The sequence below is a fragment of the Micromonospora sp. NPDC005206 genome (assembly GCF_040608175.1).
Taxonomy (GTDB): Bacteria; Actinomycetota; Actinomycetes; order Mycobacteriales; family Micromonosporaceae; genus Micromonospora.
Genome location: NZ_JBEXHU010000005.1, coordinates 329,554 through 347,311 on the forward strand (window position 1 = coordinate 329,554; position 17,758 = coordinate 347,311).

General features: G+C 74.2%; 16 protein-coding genes. 11 read left to right on the plus strand and 5 right to left on the minus strand.

Annotated features, from left to right (window positions below):
- Positions 1 to 82: 82 nt before the first annotated feature.
- A complete protein-coding gene (locus ABZU69_RS09700) occupies positions 83 to 787 on the plus strand; it encodes a hypothetical protein (RefSeq protein ID WP_354963948.1) in 705 nt (234 codons plus the stop codon).
- A 46-nt stretch (positions 788 to 833) separates the two neighbouring features.
- Here ABZU69_RS09700 and ABZU69_RS09705 read toward each other — a convergent pair whose 3' ends face one another.
- Both ABZU69_RS09705 and ABZU69_RS09710 read right to left on the minus strand, forming a co-directional pair.
- On the minus strand, positions 834 to 1,886 hold the full coding sequence (locus tag ABZU69_RS09705) for an alpha/beta hydrolase (protein ID WP_354963949.1): 1,053 nt from the start codon (positions 1,884 to 1,886) through the stop codon (positions 834 to 836).
- 103 nt (positions 1,887 to 1,989) lie between these two features.
- On the minus strand, positions 1,990 to 2,430 hold the full coding sequence (locus ABZU69_RS09710) for an HPF/RaiA family ribosome-associated protein (RefSeq protein WP_354963950.1): 441 nt from the start codon (positions 2,428 to 2,430) through the stop codon (positions 1,990 to 1,992).
- 305 nt (positions 2,431 to 2,735) lie between these two features.
- Between ABZU69_RS09710 and ABZU69_RS09715 the strand changes: the two genes are divergently transcribed.
- The 3 genes from ABZU69_RS09715 (at position 2,736) to ABZU69_RS09725 (ending at position 6,491) form a co-directional block, all read left to right on the plus strand.
- Complete coding sequence (locus ABZU69_RS09715; RefSeq protein WP_354963951.1) at positions 2,736 to 3,524, plus strand: single-stranded DNA-binding protein; 789 nt, start codon at positions 2,736 to 2,738, stop codon at positions 3,522 to 3,524.
- A 364-nt stretch (positions 3,525 to 3,888) separates the two neighbouring features.
- Positions 3,889 to 4,953: a cobalamin biosynthesis protein gene (locus ABZU69_RS09720; RefSeq protein ID WP_354963952.1), complete on the plus strand. Its 1,065-nt coding sequence runs from the start codon at positions 3,889 to 3,891 to the stop codon at positions 4,951 to 4,953.
- Positions 4,950 to 6,491 carry a cobyric acid synthase gene (locus ABZU69_RS09725; RefSeq protein ID WP_354963953.1) on the plus strand — a complete coding sequence of 514 codons (1,542 nt, stop codon included), beginning with the start codon at positions 4,950 to 4,952 and terminating at the stop codon, positions 6,489 to 6,491. Before ABZU69_RS09720 ends, ABZU69_RS09725 begins: the two co-directional genes overlap by 4 nt.
- 159 nt (positions 6,492 to 6,650) lie before the next feature.
- Here ABZU69_RS09725 and ABZU69_RS09730 read toward each other — a convergent pair whose 3' ends face one another.
- Positions 6,651 to 7,052 carry a rhodanese-like domain-containing protein gene (locus ABZU69_RS09730; protein ID WP_354964019.1) on the minus strand — a complete coding sequence of 134 codons (402 nt, stop codon included), beginning with the start codon at positions 7,050 to 7,052 and terminating at the stop codon, positions 6,651 to 6,653.
- A gap of 318 nt (positions 7,053 to 7,370) precedes the next feature.
- Between ABZU69_RS09730 and ABZU69_RS09735 the strand changes: the two genes are divergently transcribed.
- The 5 genes from ABZU69_RS09735 to ABZU69_RS09755 all read left to right on the plus strand — a co-directional run bounded on the left by ABZU69_RS09735 (position 7,371) and on the right by ABZU69_RS09755 (position 12,563).
- Positions 7,371 to 7,964 carry a hypothetical protein gene (locus tag ABZU69_RS09735; protein WP_354964020.1) on the plus strand — a complete coding sequence of 198 codons (594 nt, stop codon included), beginning with the start codon at positions 7,371 to 7,373 and terminating at the stop codon, positions 7,962 to 7,964.
- Positions 7,965 to 8,070: 106 nt separating this feature from the next.
- Positions 8,071 to 9,213 (plus strand): M48 family metallopeptidase, encoded by a 1,143-nt coding sequence (locus ABZU69_RS09740; RefSeq protein WP_354963954.1) that lies wholly within the window; start codon positions 8,071 to 8,073, stop codon positions 9,211 to 9,213.
- Positions 9,214 to 9,249: 36 nt separating this feature from the next.
- Positions 9,250 to 10,602 (plus strand): dipeptidase, encoded by a 1,353-nt coding sequence (locus ABZU69_RS09745; protein WP_354964021.1) that lies wholly within the window; start codon positions 9,250 to 9,252, stop codon positions 10,600 to 10,602.
- A 77-nt stretch (positions 10,603 to 10,679) separates the two neighbouring features.
- Positions 10,680 to 10,886: a hypothetical protein gene (locus ABZU69_RS09750; RefSeq protein ID WP_354963955.1), complete on the plus strand. Its 207-nt coding sequence runs from the start codon at positions 10,680 to 10,682 to the stop codon at positions 10,884 to 10,886.
- A gap of 84 nt (positions 10,887 to 10,970) precedes the next feature.
- Positions 10,971 to 12,563 carry an ATP-dependent DNA ligase gene (locus ABZU69_RS09755; RefSeq protein WP_354963956.1) on the plus strand — a complete coding sequence of 531 codons (1,593 nt, stop codon included), beginning with the start codon at positions 10,971 to 10,973 and terminating at the stop codon, positions 12,561 to 12,563.
- Positions 12,564 to 12,590: 27 nt separating this feature from the next.
- Here ABZU69_RS09755 and ABZU69_RS09760 read toward each other — a convergent pair whose 3' ends face one another.
- Complete coding sequence (locus ABZU69_RS09760) at positions 12,591 to 13,412, minus strand: SURF1 family protein (protein ID WP_354963957.1); 822 nt, start codon at positions 13,410 to 13,412, stop codon at positions 12,591 to 12,593.
- A gap of 172 nt (positions 13,413 to 13,584) precedes the next feature.
- Here ABZU69_RS09760 and ABZU69_RS09765 point away from each other — a divergent pair, with 172 nt between their 5' ends.
- Positions 13,585 to 14,988 (plus strand): cobyrinate a,c-diamide synthase, encoded by a 1,404-nt coding sequence (locus ABZU69_RS09765; RefSeq protein ID WP_354963958.1) that lies wholly within the window; start codon positions 13,585 to 13,587, stop codon positions 14,986 to 14,988.
- A complete protein-coding gene (locus tag ABZU69_RS09770) occupies positions 14,985 to 15,554 on the plus strand; it encodes a GNAT family protein (protein WP_089019337.1) in 570 nt (189 codons plus the stop codon). The genes ABZU69_RS09765 and ABZU69_RS09770 overlap by 4 nt, the downstream gene beginning before the upstream one ends.
- A gap of 10 nt (positions 15,555 to 15,564) precedes the next feature.
- On the opposite strand, the gene ABZU69_RS09775 is transcribed toward ABZU69_RS09770, so the two are convergent.
- Positions 15,565 to 17,697, minus strand: a complete 2,133-nt coding sequence (locus ABZU69_RS09775; RefSeq protein WP_354963959.1) for a transglycosylase domain-containing protein — start codon at positions 17,695 to 17,697, stop codon at positions 15,565 to 15,567.
- Positions 17,698 to 17,758: the final 61 nt, after the last annotated feature.

Consider the following 17,758-nt stretch of genomic DNA (forward strand, 5'->3'; position numbering starts at 1 on the left):
CCGAGCAGGGTCTCACGGAGGCCGGTTGACTGGCATCTGGGTTCCCACGGACCGACCCGCCGCAGGCCCGTACCCTCGGCTGGTGCTGCTGGACCCCGACGCCGAGAACGACGTCGCCTACGAGCTGTGCCAGATCGTGGGCCGTGCCATCCTGCCGTACCGGTCGTCGGACGCCACCGGCCAGCGCTTCGGCACCGCGTTCTTTTTCCAGGGCACCGACGACCCGGTGGGGGAGTCGCTGCTGACGGCGGCCGACCTGACCGGCACGCCGGATGGGGAGTTGGGCCTGCGGGCGAGCGTCACCGAGCCGGCCGGGGTCGCGCCGGACGCCGTCGCGGACGCCGAGATGAGGCTTGGCTGGGCGCGCTTCCCGGGGGACGGCGTCGCGGTGCTGCCCACCGGCGGGCTGCACCGGTACGCCGGTGACGGCGGCTGGCGGTGGCGGGTGCAGCCGGTGCCCGCCGGGATCGCCGCCGGGCCCGAGGTGGTCGCCCGCCTCGGCGCCGACGCCAGTTCCGCTTTCGTGCTGGCCCATGGGGTACGCGAGGACGGGTCGCGGCCACTGGAGGTGGCCATCGAGCGGGTGGTCCGCGACGGGGACGCCGTCGGGATCACCACTGAACTGCCGCCGGGGTACGTCGGGGCGCCGGTCTTCATTGTGCAGGCGGACCCGGTCGGGGAGGTGTCGCTGTACTGCCTGGGCCTGGTGCTGCCCGGCGTCGGCGCTCACCCGGTGGCGACCTTCGACCGGATCCGGGCCGTTCTTCCGGCGACACCCGGCGACTGAGACACGCCACTCGGCGGGTGGCGCGGCGAGCCGTGGCCCGGCCGGGTCAGCCGCCCGCCGTCGCCGCACCTGCCGGATCGGACGCGGGACGCCGGCTTTCCGGCAGCTGGGCAGCGTCGTCGGTCGCCACGTCGTCGGCCGGGGCGGTGGGGCCAGCGGCGAGGAACGTCTCGGCCCACCGGCCGACCTCGTCGAAGACCTTTCGGCGTACGGCGGGGCCGGAGAGCGTGAGGTCGTGCAGCCCGCCGTCGAAGCGGGCCAGGGTGACGTGCCGGCCGAGGCGGGGCGCATACCGCACCATGTGCTCCACGTCCAGCACGGCGTCGGCCAGCGTGGCGCTGTCGTGCCACTTGGTGCCCCGGAACGAGCGGGTCGAGCAGGCCAGCAGCACCGGCACCTGGATGTCCAGCCCGGCGCGCAGCCGGCGTTGGCCGGTGCGGATCGCGTTCAGCCAGCCGGCCCGGACCGGGAACCCGGCCAGCGGCTTCCACGCCAGGTCGTAGGTCCACTCGCCCCGGTGGTCGGTGTGGAGGCTCTCGCCGTACACCGTGCCCAGCCCGAACGGCACGATGCGGTGCGGCGCCCGGCGGCCCAGCCGGGAGACGGCAGCCGCGAGGGGTCTGCGCACCGCCCAGGGGGCGTTCAGGTCGAAGAAGGGGCTGTTGAGCACCAGGCCGTCGACGGTGCCGGCGTCGCGGCGGGCGTCCGCCCAGAGCGAGGTGATCAGGCCGCCGGTGGAGTGGCCCATCGCCAGCAGGGTGTCGTGCTCGTCGTCGGTGCGGATGATCTCGGCGGCGGCGTCCAGCTCAGGGAAGTAGTCGCTGATGTCCTGGCAGAAGTTCGGGGTCTGGTGCGGGAGCAGGCTGCGACCGTACTTGCGCAGGTCGAGGGCGTAGAAGTCCCAGCCCCGCTCGGCGAAGAAGTCGGCCAGGTGGGTCTGGAAGAAGTAGTCGACGAAGCCGTGCACGTAGAGCACGGCCCGCCCGGTGGGGCGCTCGGCCCGCCGCCGGACCAGGGTCGCGACGACCGCGCCCTCGTCGTCGGTGCCCAGGTCGATCGTCTGCCGCTCGTACGGCGGCCCCAACACGTCCGGTTCCACGTTCGCGACGCTACGCCGCCAAGCTACCCGGCGGTAGTCCCCGGGATCCGGCCGCCCCGACCGGCCGTGCCAGCCGGCCGGCCGGGGCATGCGGGAGTACGCGTCAGACGGTTTCCGCGTCGGCGCGGCTCGGGTCGCCGGCGGGCAGCGCCTCGGGCTCCTCGGCCGGGTCGACCTGATCCCGCGGCTGGCTGATGTCGCGCAGGTGCTTGTTGTGCCGAGGCTCCTGGCGGGTCTTGGCGTCGTTGAGCCGCCGGCGCAGGTCGTCGCGGACGTCGTTGAGCGCGGCGTGCAGGTCCTCCTCGCCGGAGGTGGTGACGATCTTCTGCCGGCCGGCGATCCAGCACTCCAGGGTGACCTTCTGCCCCCGCGCCTCGCGGTCCTTCACCGACACCTCCAGCTCGGTGGCGTCGGCGTGGAAGCCGGCCAGCCGGGCGTCGAGGGTGGCGAACTGCTCGGCGATCCAGGCGCGGTCGCCCTGCGAGAACCCGGCGCCCACCCGCAGGCACTCGGCCACGGTGGCCGGGTTCGTCACGGCGCTCATCGCCGCGCCTCGCAAGCGGTTGCGGAGCCGATCGTGGTGATCATCATGGCGCTGACCTCTCGTCGACGTGGAGCTGTCGGTGGTGCTTGATCAAGTCCATACCCAGGTTGGTCGGACCCGGAAACCGCTGACGCCCGTCCGGGTGGGTCGGCCGTACCACATCCGGGCCTGATCAGGGCGTTGTCCACAGGTGGCGTCGTTGTCCACAGGTCGGGGGTGGGGTGCTGGCGAGGACCGTCCGCCGCGTCGAGGCTCGGTGTCGAGTCGACTCGCGCTGGCAGGCCCCCGATCCCCCTGGAGGGACGATGTTCGACACCTACGTGACAATTGTCGGCAATGTGCTGACCACGCCCGAGTGGCGGCGTACCACCCAGAGCAACACCCTGGTGGCCAACTTCAAGGTCGCCTCCACCGCCCGCCGGCTCGACCGGGACAGCGGCCGCTGGGTCGACGGGAACTCGCTCCGGGTCCGCGTCAACTGTTGGCGCAAGCTCGCCGAGGGGGTGGCCGCCTCGGTGATGGTCGGCGACCCGGTGGTGGTCTGCGGCCGGCTCTACACCCGCGACTGGACCGACGACGCCGGCAACCACCGCACCCTTTACGAGCTGGAGGCCGTCGCCGTCGGCCACGACCTGTCCCGGGGTCGGGCGCGGTTCCTGCGCAACCGCCCGAGCATGACCACCAGCACGACGGAGGACGCGGAGGCGGAGAGCCGGGTGCACGGCGAGCCCACCGAGCCGGTCCCGGCCGGGCAGACGCCCGTCCTGCCCGACGACCGCCCGCTCGACGACGACTTCGAGCTGTCCGACTTCGGCGCGCTGCGTCCCGGCCCGTTCAGCGCGGCCGGCCCGGTCGACGACGCTTCCCTCAGCGTCGGCGGCGCGCAGGGCGGCGACACCGACGGCCCGGCTGGGCTCGACGACGACGAGTTGGCGTTCCCTCTCGGGGCTGACGACGACCAGTCGGACGACGACCGGCCGGACGACGACCGGCCGGACGACGAGTTGGGGCCGGTGCCGGACGAGGGCCGGCCGGAGCCCACGCCGTCCGGCCGGGGACGGCGTGGCCGGGGGCGGGTCCCGCAACCGGTCTGACCCCTCGGCTCGGCCATCCCGGCTGTCGTGGACGACGGCCGGGGTGGCGGCCAGGCGGCGGCGCGAGCGGTGTGCGGGCAGCACCGGTGCCGCGACCTCCGCGCCCACCACCCGCTCCCGGCGGGTGCTCCGCGACATGTCACGAACGGGGGCGGGGTGGCGACGCGACCGGCGTCGTCACCCCGCGTGACGCCCCTGGCCCGTCCCTCCACACCCAGCGCCGCCCTGCTTCCGGCCTCTGCCGCACCTGCCACCGCCCCGCTGCCCGGCGCGGCGAGCAGCCTGGACGGGGTGGGCCGGGGCGTGCCGGGCCAGGTTGGTTCACGGGACGCTCGTCTAGGCTGGCCGGCCGGAGGTGGTGCGCGTGCGACGGACAGCGCCGGTGGCGAACGCGGTGGGGCTGCTGGCCGGGTACGCGCTGGACAGGCTGCTCGGCGACCCACGCCGGTGGCACCCGGTGGCCGGCTTCGGGCAGGTCGCCGGCGCGCTGGAGCGGCGGCTCTACCGACCGGACCGGACGGCCGGGGCGGTGTTCACCGCGCTGGCCGTTGGTGGGCCGGTGCTGCTCGGGGCGGCCGCTGCGGCAGCCACCCGGCACCGGCCGGTGACCCGGGCGGTGCTCGTCGCCGCCGGCACCTGGACCGTGCTGGGCGGTCGCACCCTGCGGCACGAGGCCACCACCATGGGTGGGGCGCTGCGCGACGGCGACCTGCCCGCCGCCCGGCGACGCCTCGGTCACCTCTGCGGTCGGGACCCGTCGACTCTGGGCGAGTCGGAACTGGCCCGGGCCACCGTCGAGTCGGTCGCGGAGAACACCTCCGACGCGGTGGTCGCCCCTCTGGTCTGGGGCGCGGTCGCCGGCCTGCCCGGGCTGCTGGGCTACCGCGCGGCCAACACCCTCGACGCGATGGTCGGGCACCGGTCGGCGCGCTACGCGCGGTTCGGCACCCCCGCCGCCCGGCTCGACGACCTGCTCAACCTGGTGCCGTCCCGGCTGACCGGGCTGCTCACCATCGCCGTCGCGCCGGTCGCGAACGGCGACCGGGAACGCGCATGGCGGGTGTGGCGGCGCGACCGCAACGACCACCCGAGCCCCAACGCCGGTCAGTGCGAGGCGGCGATGGCCGGCGCGCTGGGGGTCCGCCTCGGCGGCCGCAACGTCTACTTCGGGCGCTCCGAGGTGCGCCCCTTCCTGGGCGACGGTCCCCGCCCCGAGGCGCGGCACCTCAGGCGGGCTGCCCGGATCTCCGGCGCGGTCGGCCTGGCCGCCCTCGGGCTGGCCGCCGCGTACCCGTTGACCGTCGGGCGTCTGGCCGCCGCCGTCGGGCGACGCGGGTGGAGCGCCGCCGTCGGGCGACGCGGGCTGGCCGGTGCTGGTGCCCGGCGCGGGCCGCGAGCCGTCGTGTCAGGGCGGGGGAGCGGGCGGTGAGCGGCGGGCTGCTGGTCGCCGGCACCACGTCCGACGCCGGCAAGAGTGTGCTGACCGCCGGCATCTGCCGCTGGCTGCACCGGCAAGGCGTGAAGGTGGCGCCGTTCAAGGCGCAGAACATGTCGAACAACTCGGCGGTGGTGGTCGGGCCGGACGGGCGTGGCGGCGAGATCGGCCGGGCCCAGGCCATGCAGGCCGCCGCCTGCGGCATCGCCCCCGACCTGCGCTTCAACCCGGTGCTGCTCAAGCCGGGCAGTGACCTGGCCAGCCAGGTCGTGCTGCTCGGCGAGGCGGTCGACACGATCACCGCCGGCACCTTCCGGCACCTGCGTCCCCGGCTCGCCGAGACCGCGTACGCGGCGCTGGCCGAGCTGCGGGCCGCGTACGACGTGGTGATCTGCGAGGGCGCCGGCAGCCCCGCCGAGATCAACCTGCGGGCCGGGGACTACGTCAACATGGGGTTGGCCCGGCACGCCAACCTGCCCACCATCGTGGTCGGCGACATCGACCGGGGCGGCGTCTTCGCCTCGATGTTCGGCACCGTGGCCCTGCTCGACCCGGCCGACCAGGCGCTGATCGCCGGCTTCGTGATCAACAAGTTCCGGGGCGACCTCGGCCTGCTCCAGCCGGGGCTGGACATGCTGCGCCACGTCACCGGCCGCCCCACGTACGGGGTGCTGCCCTGGGCACTCGACCTCTGGCTCGACGCCGAGGACTCGCTCGCCTACGGTCGGGTGCTCGGCCGCCCGGCCGCCCCGCACGGCACCGAGTGGCTGGACGTGGCCGTCGTCCGGCTGCCCCGGATCAGCAACGCCACCGACGTGGAGGCGCTGGCCACCGAGCCGGGCGTCCGCGTACGCCTCACCGTCGAACCAGCCGAGCTGGCCGCCGCCGACCTGGTCGTCCTGCCCGGGTCCAAGTCGACCGTGGCGGACCTCGCCTGGCTACGCGAGACCGGCCTCGCCGACGCGGTCCTGGCCCACGCGGCGGCCGGCAAGCCACTGCTGGGTCTCTGCGGCGGCTTCCAGATGCTCGGGCGCGCGATCCACGATCCGGTGGAGAGCCGCCAGGGCAGCGTGCCAGGCCTCGGCCTGCTGCCCATCGAGATCACCTTCGATCCGCGCAAGACCGTCCGGCAGTCGGTGGGCACCGCCCACGGCGACCTGCCGGTCCACGGCTACGAGATCCACCACGGGTACGTCTCGCACACCGATCCGACCCTGGCCCCGCTGCTGACCGGGAGCGACGGTGCCGGCGAGGGCGCGGTGCTCGGCGTGGTGCACGGCACGCACTGGCATGGGGCGTTCGAGTCGGACGGCTTCCGCCGCCGCTTCCTCACCGAGGCGGCCCGGATGGCCGGGCGCACCGGGTTCCGGGTCGCACTCGACACCAGCTTCGCGGCCGCCCGGGAACGCTCGCTCGACCTGCTCGGCGACCTGGTGGAGGAACATCTGGACACCGACGCCCTCTGGCGCCTCATCGAGACCGGCCCGCCCGCCGGCCTGCCCTTCATCCCACCCGGTCCGCCACCGGCCTGACCGGCGACGCCGCCGGCTCGGTCACCGCTCCCCGGACCGGCGACGCCGCCCGTTCGGCCACCGCGTCCCCGGACCGGCGACGCCGCCCGTTCGGCCACCGCGTCCCCGGACCGGCGACGCCGCCCGTTCGGCCACCGCGTCCCCGGACCGGCGTCGGCGTCAGTGCCGGACGTCGGCGGGGCGGTCGGTGGTGGGAAGGCCGGCGGTGAGCCACGCGTCGACGCCGCCGATCATGTCGGTGGCCCGGCGCAGCCCGAGCGTCTGCAGGCTGGCGGCGGCCAGGCTGGAGCTGTAGCCCTCCCGGCACACCAGCACGATTTCCCGGTCGTAGCCGGTGGCCTCCGGAATCCGCCATTCGCTGGCCGGATCGAGTCGCCACTCCAGCACCGTCCGGTCGATGACGACCGCCCCGGGCAGGTCGCCCTGGTCGCGGCGCTGCATCTCGGTACGGGTGTCGACCAGCAGCGCGCCGCAGCGGACCGCCTCGACGGTCTGCTGCGGAGTCAGTCGGTGCAGCCCGGCGCGCGCCTGTTCGAGCAGGGCGTCGATGCCGGGGCTCATCACGTCTCGGAGCACCACCCGATCATGCCGATTCGGGTGCGCGTCGGGCGGCGAACGGGCCGCGCATCACCCGTCGTCGCCCCAAATCCCTCGGACGTGACGGTGCCCGGTCGTGGCGGTCAGCCGGACGAGTTGCGGCCACCTCGATCAGGCACGATCGACTCGGCTTCCTTGAAGTCGTGGTGTCCCTGTCGGTGGGATACCCCGGTTTCCGTGATCGCAAGTCGATCGTGTGGACTTGGCGGGGTGACTGGGAGCGGGGTGACGGGGAGCGGCGTGGACGGGGTGCTGCCGGTGGCGGTCGTCGAGGCGTACTCCATGCTGGCGCGCCGGGTTGTCGCGGGCCCGGCGCGGTTGGGGCGGACCCGGCTGGTCGCGGTCGACGGGCCGAGCGGCGCGGGCAAGAGCCGGTTCGCCGTGCACCTCGCGGACGCCCTGGCGGCGCTTCCCGGCGGTGCCCGGCCGCCGGTGGTGCACACCGACGACCTGCTCGACGGCTGGGACGACCAACTCACCTTCTGGCCCCGGCTCGATGAGTGGGTGCTGGATCCGCTGCGTGCGGGGCGGCCCGGCTCCTACCGGCGTTACAGCTGGGTGCGGCGATGCTTCCTGCCCCGCCCGGTCCCGGTGCCGGTCGCGCCGGTGCTGATCCTGGAGGGGGTCAGCGCGGCACGCGCGGTTGTCCGGCCGGAGGTGACCCTGGCCGCCTTCGTCACCGCGCCCGCCTCGTTGCGGCTGGCCCGCGCGGTCGAGCGCGACGGGCCGGAGATCCTGCCCGAGCTGCGTCGCTGGCACGACGGGGAACGTGCGCACTTCGTCGCCGACCACACGGCAACCGGGGTCGACCTGGTGGTCGACGGCGCGCCGAGGTTGCCGCACGACGCGGACCGGTACTACGTGCGCATCCGCTGAGCGGGGCATGGACGTGTGCCACCGGCTGCGGCACGATGCGAGGAGGCTGCCATCGGCCACGGCACGATCCGAGAAGGCTCAGGGCGCGGCGAACGGGGGACTCATCATGTCGGCAGCGGATTCGCCCGCGCGGCGCCGCATCACCCTCACCGGCATCAGCTCGCGGGCCTGGGAGCACCCGGCCGACCGGGGCGCCCTGGTCGCGCTGCGTGAGCTGCGGGGTTTCGACGACGTGGTGCGGGCGTTCTTCGGCATGTGGAACGAGCGCGGCTTCCGGCTCTCCGTGCTGGCCTCGGGCATCCGGGTCGACCACCGGCAGTACCCGGCGGTCTGGCAGCGCTACACCGAGGCCGCCGCGGCGCTCGACGTCGCCGAGCTGCCTGAGCTGTACGTGACGCAGTCGCCCTGGCTGGGCGCCGAGGCGGTCGGCCTGGACCGGCCGTTCATCGTGCTGAACTCCGCCTGCGTGCAGGAGCTCGACGAGGACGAGCTGCGTTGCCTGCTCGGCCACGAGCTGGGGCACGTCGGCAGCGGGCACGCCGTCTACAAGACGATGCTCATGATCCTCACCCGCTGGGCGGCAAACCTGAGCTGGTTGCCGGTCGGCGCGTTCGCGCTGCGCGCGATCATCGCGGCGATGCTGGAGTGGTGGCGCAAGGCGGAGCTCTCCGCCGACCGGGCCGGTCTGCTCGCCGGGCAGGACCCGGCGGCCGCCCTGCGGCTGCTGATGAAGCTCGCCGGTGGCGGCGACCTGTCCCAGATCGACACCACCGCCTTCCTGGAGCAGGCGGCCGAGTACGCCGGTGGCGGCGACCTGCGGGACAGCCTGCACAAGATCCGGATGACCGCGTGGAGCACGCACCCGGTGCCGGTGGCGCGCGCCGCCCAGCTGCGGCAGTGGATCGACTCCGGGGCGTACGGGCGGGTGCTGGCCGGGGACTACCCGCGCCGCGACGACGACGGCTCGACCAGCGTCTCGGAGGAGATCAAGGCGGCGGCCGAGTCGTACCGGGAGGAGTTCAGCCGGTCCACCGACCCGCTGGTCGGGCTGCTGCGTCGGCTCGGCGACGGCGCCAGCGACGTCGGTGAGTGGGTGGGCGGCACCGCGGGCCGGGCCCGTTCCTGGATGGACGCCGCCACCGAGGCCGCCGGCCGCGCGCACCGCGCGGGCCGGACCGCGCCCGGCGCGACGGCGGGTGCCGGCCCGGGAGCCGGTGACAGTACGGGCTCGGCCGGCACGCCCGGGTAAGGCCGGCATACGATGCCGGTCATGACCACACCGATCATGTCCGAGTCCCAGGTGCGGGCCGCCGTCGAGCGGGAGATGCCCGGTGTCCGGGCCGACCTGGAACGACTCGTCCGCATCCCCGGCATCGCCTTCGAGGGCTTCGACCACTCACACGTGGAGCGCTCCGCCGAGGCGGTCGCCGAACTGCTGCGCGGGTGTGGCCTGGACGTCGACATCGTGCGTTCCGGCGGGCAGCCCGCGGTGATCGGCCGCCGTGCCGCCCCGGCCGGTGCGCCCACCGTGCTGCTCTACGCCCACCACGACGTGCAGCCGGTCGGCGACCGGTCGCTGTGGGAGTCCGACCCGTTCGAACCGGTCGAGCGGGACGGCCGGCTCTACGGTCGCGGCGCGGCCGACGACAAGGCCGGTATCATGGCGCACATCGCGGCGCTGCGCGCGTACGGTGACGCGCTGCCGGTCGGCGTGGTCCTCTTCATCGAGGGCGAGGAGGAGTACGGCTCCGACTCGCTGGAGCGGTTGCTGGACGAGCACCGCGACGAGATCGCCTCGGACGTCATCGTGATCGCCGACTCCGGCAACTGGGACATCGGCGTACCGGCGCTGACCACCTCGCTGCGCGGCATCGTCAACTGCTTCGTCGAGGTCCGCACGCTGGACCACGCGGTGCACAGCGGCATGTTCGGCGGTGCCGTCCCGGACGCGCTCACCGCGCTGGTCCGGCTGCTGGCCACCCTGCACGACGACGCCGGTGACGTGGCGGTGGACGGGCTCATCGGCCGCGAGGGCGCCACCGTCGACTACCCGGAGGACCGGATCCGGGGCGAGGCCGGGCTGGCCGAGGGCGTGCAGTTCATCGGCAGCGGCCGGATCACCGACCGGCTCTGGACCAAGCCCGCGCTGGCGGTGCTCGGCATCGACGCGCCGTCCACCGGCGAGGCGCCGAACGCCCTGGTCCCGTCTGCGAAGGCGAAGCTGAGCATCCGCCTCGCCCCGGGCGACGACCCCAAGCGGGCGTACGCGGCGGTGCGCGCGCACCAGGAGAAGCACGCGCCGTGGGGCGCGCAGGTGACGGTCTCCTTCGAGCACGACGGCGACCCCTGCGTGATCGACGCGTCCGGGCCGATGTTCGACGCCGCCCGCTCGGCGTTCCGGGAGGCCTGGGACGGCACCGATCCGGTGGACATCGGCGTCGGCGGGTCGATCCCGTTCATCGCCACCTTCCAGGAGATGTTCCCCAAGGCGGCGATCCTGGTCACCGGTGTGGAGGACCCGCACGCCCGCGCGCACGGCCCGAACGAGAGCCTGCACCTCGGGGAGTTCGCCCGGGTCTGCCTGGCCGAGGCGCTGCTGTTGGGCAAGGTGGCCGCGGCGGGCACGAACGGGAGTTAGGTGTCGGAACCGTAACTTCCGGTCTGATCTGGGAGTTTGCGGTGTGTCGGGCGCGGGGCTGTTATAGCCTTTCGAACATGAGTACGAACGAGGTGATGGCCCGGTTGGGGGCCGCTGTCAGCGCGCTGGGGGACGTCGACGTCTCCGCGTGGTCCGAGGACACGCTCAAAGAACAGCTCGGTGAGCTCTCCACCGCCCTGGTCGCCCTCGACTCGGTGCTCTCCCGGGTCGCCGGCGAGGTCCGCGCCCGGGGGCTGCGCATCGAGGAACCCGTCTCCGCCTGATCCGCCGTCCACGTGGGCGGCGGCACCCTGCCGACACCGCCCGGGCATGGCAATGCCCGGGCGGTGTCGGGGGCGACTGGCAGGATGAGGCTCGTGCGGTTCCTCGACCTGGCAGCCACGTCCGCCGCCGTCGGCGCCACCAGCGGCCGGCGCGCCAAGGTGGAGTTGCTCGCCGACGCGCTGCGCCGTCTCGACCCGGCCGAGGTGGAGCCCGGCGCCGGCTATCTCGCCGGTGAGCTGCGTCAGCGGCAGACCGGCGTGGGTTATGCGAGCCAGCGTGACCTGCCGCCGCCGGCCGCCGAGCCGACGTTGACCGTGGCCGCCGTCGACGCGGCCATCGAGCAGATCGCCGCGGTGCACGGCGCGGGCTCGCAGGCACGACGCCGTGCGCTGCTCGGGGCCCTCTACGCGGCGGCGACGGCCGAGGAGCAGCGGCTGCTCACCAACCTGTTCAGCGGTGAGCTGCGGCAGGGCGCCCAGGCCGGGCTGCTCGCCGACGCGGTGGCCCGGGCGGCCGAGGTGCCGGTGGCGGTGGTCCGTCGAGCCCTGCTGCTCGCCGGTGACCTGCGCGCGGTGGCGGTGGCCGCCATGGCCGGAGGCGCCGCCGAGCTGGCCGGGTTCGGCCTGCGGGTCGGCCGTCCGCTGGCGCCGATGCTCGCCCAGAGCGCCCCCTCGGTCGATGAGGCGCTGGCCGCGACCGGCGCGCCGGCGGTGGTCGACGTGAAGCTCGACGGCATCCGCATCCAGGTGCACCGCTCCGGCGCCGACATCGCCGTCTTCACCCGCAGCCTCGACGAGATCACCACCCGGGTGCCCGAGGTGGTCGCTGCGGTCCGCGCCCTGCCCGGCCGGGAGTTGGTGCTCGACGGCGAGGCGATCGGCCTGGACGAGACCGGCCGCCCCCTGCCGTTCCAGCAGACGTCCAGCCGGGCCGCCCGGCGCACCACACCCAGCACCACGGGGCGCACACCGGTCGCCCCGGCGGTGCTCGCGGCCGCCGCCAGCGCCGGCGAGACCGTGCTGACGCCGTACTTCTTCGACCTGCTGCACCTCGACGGCCAGGATCTGATCGACCTGCCCGGCCGGGAGCGGTGGGCGGCGCTCGCCGGCGCGGTGGACGCGTCGCTGCTGGTCGGGCGGCTGGAGGTTGACAACCCGGAGCAGGCGGGTGCGGCGTTCGCCGCCGCCATCGACGCCGGCCAGGAGGGCGTGGTGGTCAAGGCGCCGGACGCGCCCTACGACGCCGGTCGGCGCGGCGCGGCCTGGGTCAAGGTCAAACCCCGGCACACCCTCGACCTGGTGGTGCTCGCCGTCGAGTGGGGCAGCGGCCGGCGGCAGGGTTGGTTGTCCAACCTGCACCTCGGCGCGCGGGACCCGCGCACCGGCGACTTCGTGATGCTCGGCAAGACGTTCAAGGGGCTCACCGACGAGCTGCTGCGCTGGCAGACCGAGCGCTTCCTCGACCTCGCGGTGGAGCGCGGCGACTGGGTGGTCCGGGTCCGCCCTGAGCAGGTGGTGGAGATCGCCTTCGACGGGGTGCAGACGAGTTCGCGCTATCCGGGCGGGATGGCGCTGCGGTTCGCCCGCGTGGTGCGGTATCGCGACGACAAGTCCGCCGCCGAGGCGGACACCATCGACGCGGTCCGCGCCATCCACGCCGGCCGTCCCACCGGCTGACCGGCCGCACCGGCCGAGGTCAGGCGGTCAGGCGGACGCGCTCGGCGTCGGCTCGGCGGCCCGGTCCAACGGGGCTGACGTGGTGCCGATGCCGGCGGCCCGGCGGGCCTCCCGGCGGGCCACCCAGCCGTAGCCGAACAGGGCCATCACGGCGAAGAGCCACCACTGCACGACGTAGCCGAAGTTCTGCCAGTTGTTGGTGTGCCCGACCGGCACCGCCTTGAACACCGGGTCGGCCGCCGGAGTCTGCTCGTCCAGCAGCAGGTAGGCGCCGTACACCGGGTAGGGCAGTTCGCGGGCCAGCCGGGACACCCCGACCCGTCGGGTCTCCAGCCGTCCGTCGCGGCGGTTCACCGCGCCGGCGCCGCTCTCGGTCTCGTGCACCCGGCCGACCACCTTCACGTCACCGGTCGGCGCGGCGGGCACCGTCGGCTGGGCCATCGCCCCACCCGGCGCCGGCGGGACCCAACCCCGGTCCACCAGCAGCGCCGTGCCGTCGGCGAGCACCAGCGGGGTGAGCACCTCGAAGCCGACCCGGCTGTCCACCGTCCGGCCACGGACCAGGACGGTGTTCGTCGGGTCGTACCGGCCGCTGACGGTGACCCGGGTCCACACCTTGTCCTCGGCGGGGGCCGGGCCGACCGTTCCCGGGCCGCCGGCGGGAGCGCGCAGCGCCTCGGCCAGCGGAGCCGGGGCCATCCGCAGGCCGGCGTCGATCCGCTCGTTGACCTCGGTGCGCCCCCGGTAGCGGTCCAGCTGCCAGTTGCCGAGCAGGACCATGACCGCGGCGGCGACCAGGGTCAGGGCGAGAGCGCCCAGCCAGCGTGGGCTCAGCAGGAACCGGTACACGGCAACGAGGCTACCCGTATGACCGACGCCACTGACCTGGACCGGGCCGCGACGGCCCAACCGGCCCCGATCGGCGGTGCTCGCGTGTCGGGCGGGGCGGGTATCGTCACGCGGACGGATCGGTCCAACCGGTCCGCCGTCGCGTACCCGCCGCCCCCGCGAGGAGTCGATGATGACCGTCGTGCCGCGCCTGGTGCTCAGCGCGCCGTCCTCCGGGCACGGCAAGAACGCGCTGGCTATCGGGCTGCTCGCCGCCCTCGCCGAGCGGGGTGTCGACGTCGCCGGGTTCAAGCTCGGCCCGGATCACGTCGACGCCGCCTACCTCGGTCTCGCCTCCGGTCGGCCGGGCCGGTCGATCGATCCCCGGCTGGTCGGCGTCGACCGGCTCGCTCCGCTGGTCGCGCACGGCGCCGAGGGCGCGGGGCTCGCCGTGGTGCAGGGCAGCATGGGCCTGTACGACTCGGTCGGCGGCCGCCCGGAACAGGAGTCCACCGCCGCCGCGGCCGCCGCGCTGCGCAGCCCCGTGGTGCTCGTGGTCGACGTGGCCGCGATGGGTCAGTCGGTGGCCGCCCTGGTGCACGGTTTCCGCTCGTACGACGAGCAGCTCTGGCTCGGCGGGGTGATCCTCAACCGGGTGGCGTCCTCGCGGCACGAGGGGATGCTGCGCGAGGCGCTGGATGACGTGAACGTGCCGGTCTACGGCGCGTTGCGCCGGCAGGACCTGCCGGCGGTGCTGCCGTCGCGCCGGCACGGCGTGGTTCCGGTGGTCGGCGGGTCCGCCGACGCCGCCCGCGCGGTCCGCCGGCTGGGCGAGGCCGTCGCCGCCACGGTCGACCTGGAACGGCTGCTCGGGCTGGCCCGCTCCGCTCCGCCGCTGCCCGCCTCGGCGTGGTCGCCGGAGGAGGCGCTCGGTCCGGTGACGGTCCCGGCGGACCGCCCGCTGGTGGCGCTCGCCGGCGGGCCGGGCAGCAGCTTCAGCCATCCGGAGACCGCCGAGCTGCTGCGGGCCGCCGGCGCCGAGGTGGTCACGCTCGATCCGCTGCGCGACGAGGCGCTGCCGGCCGGCACCCGTGCGCTGGTCGTCGGCGGCGCGCTGCCCGAGGCGTACGCCGAGCAGCTGTCCGCCAACCGGCGGCTCTGCATCGCCGTGGCCGAGCTGGCGCGCACCGGGCGTCCGGTGGTCGCCGAGGGCACCGGCCTGCTCTGGCTGGCCCGGGAGCTGGACGGCCTGCCGATGTGCGGGGTGTTGGACGCGGTCGGCGTCAGCCGGGACGGCCTGGTGGTGGGCTACCGCGAGGCCACCGCCCAGACCGACAGCGTGGTCGCCGCGAGCGGCACGGTGCTGGTCGGGCACAAGGAGCACCGGGCGGTGCTCACCCCGCGATCCGGTCAACGCCCGGCGTGGAGCTGGGACGGCGGCACGCCGGAGGGCTTCGTCTGGCGCAACGTGCACGCCTCGCAGCTCACCCTGCACTGGGCCGGCCACCCGGCGACCGCCGCCCGGCTGGTCGCGGCGGCGGCAGCCGACCCGGCGGCCGAGGCGGTGCCCGTGGAACCCGGCGGGGTGCCGGCGTGATCGGTCAGGTGGCGGTGCGCCGCTTCCCGGCGCTGACCGTCTCCACCCCGCGCACCGAGGTGCGGCGGCACACCGCGGCCGACGCGGCGGCGGTCGGGGAGATCTTCGCCGACAAGCTGACCCGGCGCTGGCTGCCGCTGGCCGACGACTCCGGCCCGATCGACGGGCACGCATGGTGCACCGACCTGGCACGGCAGCGGCGCGACAGCGGCGACGGGGACCACTGGGCGGTGCTCCGCCGGGAGGACGGCCAGGTGGTGGGCTCGCTGTGGACCCGGCGCACCGACTGGGGCGCCCGGGCCACCGAGATCTCCTACGCGATGGCGCCGCACGCGCGCGGGTTCGGCCTGGCGGCCGAGGCCGTGGACGCGGTGGCCATCGCGCTGATCCTGGAGCACGGCTTCCAGCGGGTCGAGCTGCGCGTGGCCCCCGGCAACCTGGCCTCCCGCCGCGTCGCCGAGAAGGCCGGCTTCAGTTACGAGGGCCTGCTACGCAACGCCGGGTTCGTCCGCGGCGGCCGGGTGGACCTCGAACTCTGGTCGTTCGTCGCCGCCGACCTGCGCTGACCCGTGCCGGTCACCCGACGATGGCGTCCGAGGGCGCGGTGAACTGGCGGGTCGGTTGGCCCTTCAGTCCGTCGCGCAGGGTCTCCGCGACCGCCGCGATCGGGATCTGGGACTGCCCGTCGCCCACCGCGTTGAACGGGTTGTCCGGGTCGGAGATGAAGCTCGCCGCGGCCAACTCCGGGGTGTAGCCGACGAACCAGGCGGACCGGGTGCTGTCGGTGGTACCGGTCTTGCCGGCCACGGGGCGCCCGACCGTACCCCGGACGCTGTCGGCGGTGGACCAGCCGCCGCAGCCCCCGCGTGCCGGGGTGTCCCCGGTCGGGCAGCGGGCGGCGTCGGTGGCCGCCCGGGCGGCGTCCGCGCTGACCACCTGCCGGCAGCGCGGCTTGGCGACCTCGCGGTGGATGCCGCTGGCGGTGGCGTACGTGGTCGGCGTGCCGTCCCGGTTCATGATCGCCTGCACCGGGATCGCCTCGCAGTACCGGCCGTCGGCGGCGATGGCGGCGTACGCGTTCGCCATCTCCAGCGGGGTGGCGTCGGAGACACCCAGGGTGAACGCACCCCATTTGTTCGCCTTGGTAGGGGAGGCGTGGTCCCGGTCCACGTCGGTCCGCCAGCGAAGCCCGAGCTGCTCGGCGAGGCGGACCCCCTTCTCCGCCCCGATCTTCTCCTCCAGCTGCACGAAGAACGTGTTCACCGACTTGCCGAACCCGGACCACATGGTCTGCCGGCCGGTCATGGCGCCGCTGGCGTTGGATGGGGCCCAGCCGTCGTAGACCCGCGACTGGTAGCGGTACGGAGAGTTGATCTCGGTGGACAGCGGCATCCCGTCGTTGAGCGCGGCCAGCATCGGGAACATCTTGAACGTCGATCCCGCCTGGTAGCCCGGCAGGTCACCGCCGCCGAGCAGGGGTGCCACCGTGTTCGGATAGTTCGCCTTCACTTTCGGCCCGGCCTCCGGGTTGGAGCTCAGCGGATTCTCGCTCAGGTCCAGCGAGTACGCCCGGTTCACCGCCATCGCCTTGACCCGTCCGGTGCCGGGCTCGGAGACGACGATGCCGTTGGCGAACGGGCTGCCGGTGCTCTCCTTGCTGCCGACGTTCTTCTCCGCCGCCTCCTGGATCTTCGGGTCGATGCTGAGCACGATCCGGTAGCCGCCTCGGCGCAGCTTGTCCATCCGTTCCAGCCGGTTCGCCCCGAACGCGGGCTGCGCGCTCCACCAGTTCTTCAGGTAGTCGCAGGCGAAGCCCCAACTGTTGTACTTCTCCGACACCGCGGCGCAGTCGTTCGGCGGGCTGGTCAGCTTCAGCCGGATCGGTTCGGTCTTCGCGGCGGCGGCCGAGTCGGGGGAGAGGTAGCCGAGTTGGCTCATCCGGTCCAGGACGTAGTTGCGCCGCCCGGTGGCCTCCTTCTGGTCGGAGTCGGCCGGGTCGTACTCCGACGGCGACTTGACCAGCCCGGCGAGGGTGGCCGCCTCGACGGGGGTGAGGTCCTTCGGGGTCTTGGAGAAGAAGATCTCGCTGGCCGCGTAGATGCCGTACGCCCGGTGCCCGAAGTACGCCGAGTTCAGGTAGCGCTCCAGGATCTGCTCCTTGCTCATCTCCTTCTCCAGGTCCAGCGCCATCCGCATCTCCTTGACCTTGCGCAGGCTGGTCTGCTGGGTGGCCTCCTGGACCTCCTTGGGGGTGGTCGCGCTGTCCCGCAGGGCCATCCGGACGTACTGCATGGTCAGGGTGGAGGCGCCCTGGGAGACGCCGCTGGAGCGGGTGTTGGCCACGAAGGCCCGGGCCACGCCCTTCGGGTCGACGCCGTGGTGCTGGTAGAAGCGGGAGTCCTCGGCGGCGACGATCGCCTGCTGGATGTTCGGCGACATGTCCGACAGCTTGGTGTACTGCCGGTACTCCTCGTAGAACATGGTCAGCACGGTCTTGCCGTCCGGGGCGTAGAGGTACGAGGTCTCGGCGGGCAGGGCGGTGGTCAGCAGCCTGGTCTTCTGCTCCACGGCGTGCGCGGTGGCCTTCGCGCCGAGCCCGGTGAGGGCGACCAGCGGGTACGCGGCGGCGGCGATCACGATGCCGGCGATCAGCCCGGCGCGGAGGAGAGGGACGAGTCGACCAGCGGCAGCAAGGGGTCGGTTGCTCACGTGGCCAAGTTATGACATTTCCGATTCGTACATGAGAAGAACTCATAAACCGGCGGGTGGT

Coding starts and splice junctions, on each gene's coding strand:
- ABZU69_RS09710 (WP_354963950.1), bottom strand. CDS start 2,430: ATGAGCGCCGTGACGAACCCGGCCACCGTGGCCGAGTGCCTGCGGGTG.
- ABZU69_RS09715 (WP_354963951.1), top strand. CDS start 2,736: ATGTTCGACACCTACGTGACAATTGTCGGCAATGTGCTGACCACGCCC.
- ABZU69_RS09730 (WP_354964019.1), bottom strand. CDS start 7,052: ATGAGCCCCGGCATCGACGCCCTGCTCGAACAGGCGCGCGCCGGGCTG.
- ABZU69_RS09735 (WP_354964020.1), top strand. CDS start 7,371: ATGCTGGCGCGCCGGGTTGTCGCGGGCCCGGCGCGGTTGGGGCGGACC.
- ABZU69_RS09740 (WP_354963954.1), top strand. CDS start 8,071: ATGTCGGCAGCGGATTCGCCCGCGCGGCGCCGCATCACCCTCACCGGC.
- ABZU69_RS09745 (WP_354964021.1), top strand. CDS start 9,250: ATGTCCGAGTCCCAGGTGCGGGCCGCCGTCGAGCGGGAGATGCCCGGT.
- ABZU69_RS09750 (WP_354963955.1), top strand. CDS start 10,680: ATGAGTACGAACGAGGTGATGGCCCGGTTGGGGGCCGCTGTCAGCGCG.
- ABZU69_RS09755 (WP_354963956.1), top strand. CDS start 10,971: ATGAGGCTCGTGCGGTTCCTCGACCTGGCAGCCACGTCCGCCGCCGTC.
- ABZU69_RS09765 (WP_354963958.1), top strand. CDS start 13,585: ATGACCGTCGTGCCGCGCCTGGTGCTCAGCGCGCCGTCCTCCGGGCAC.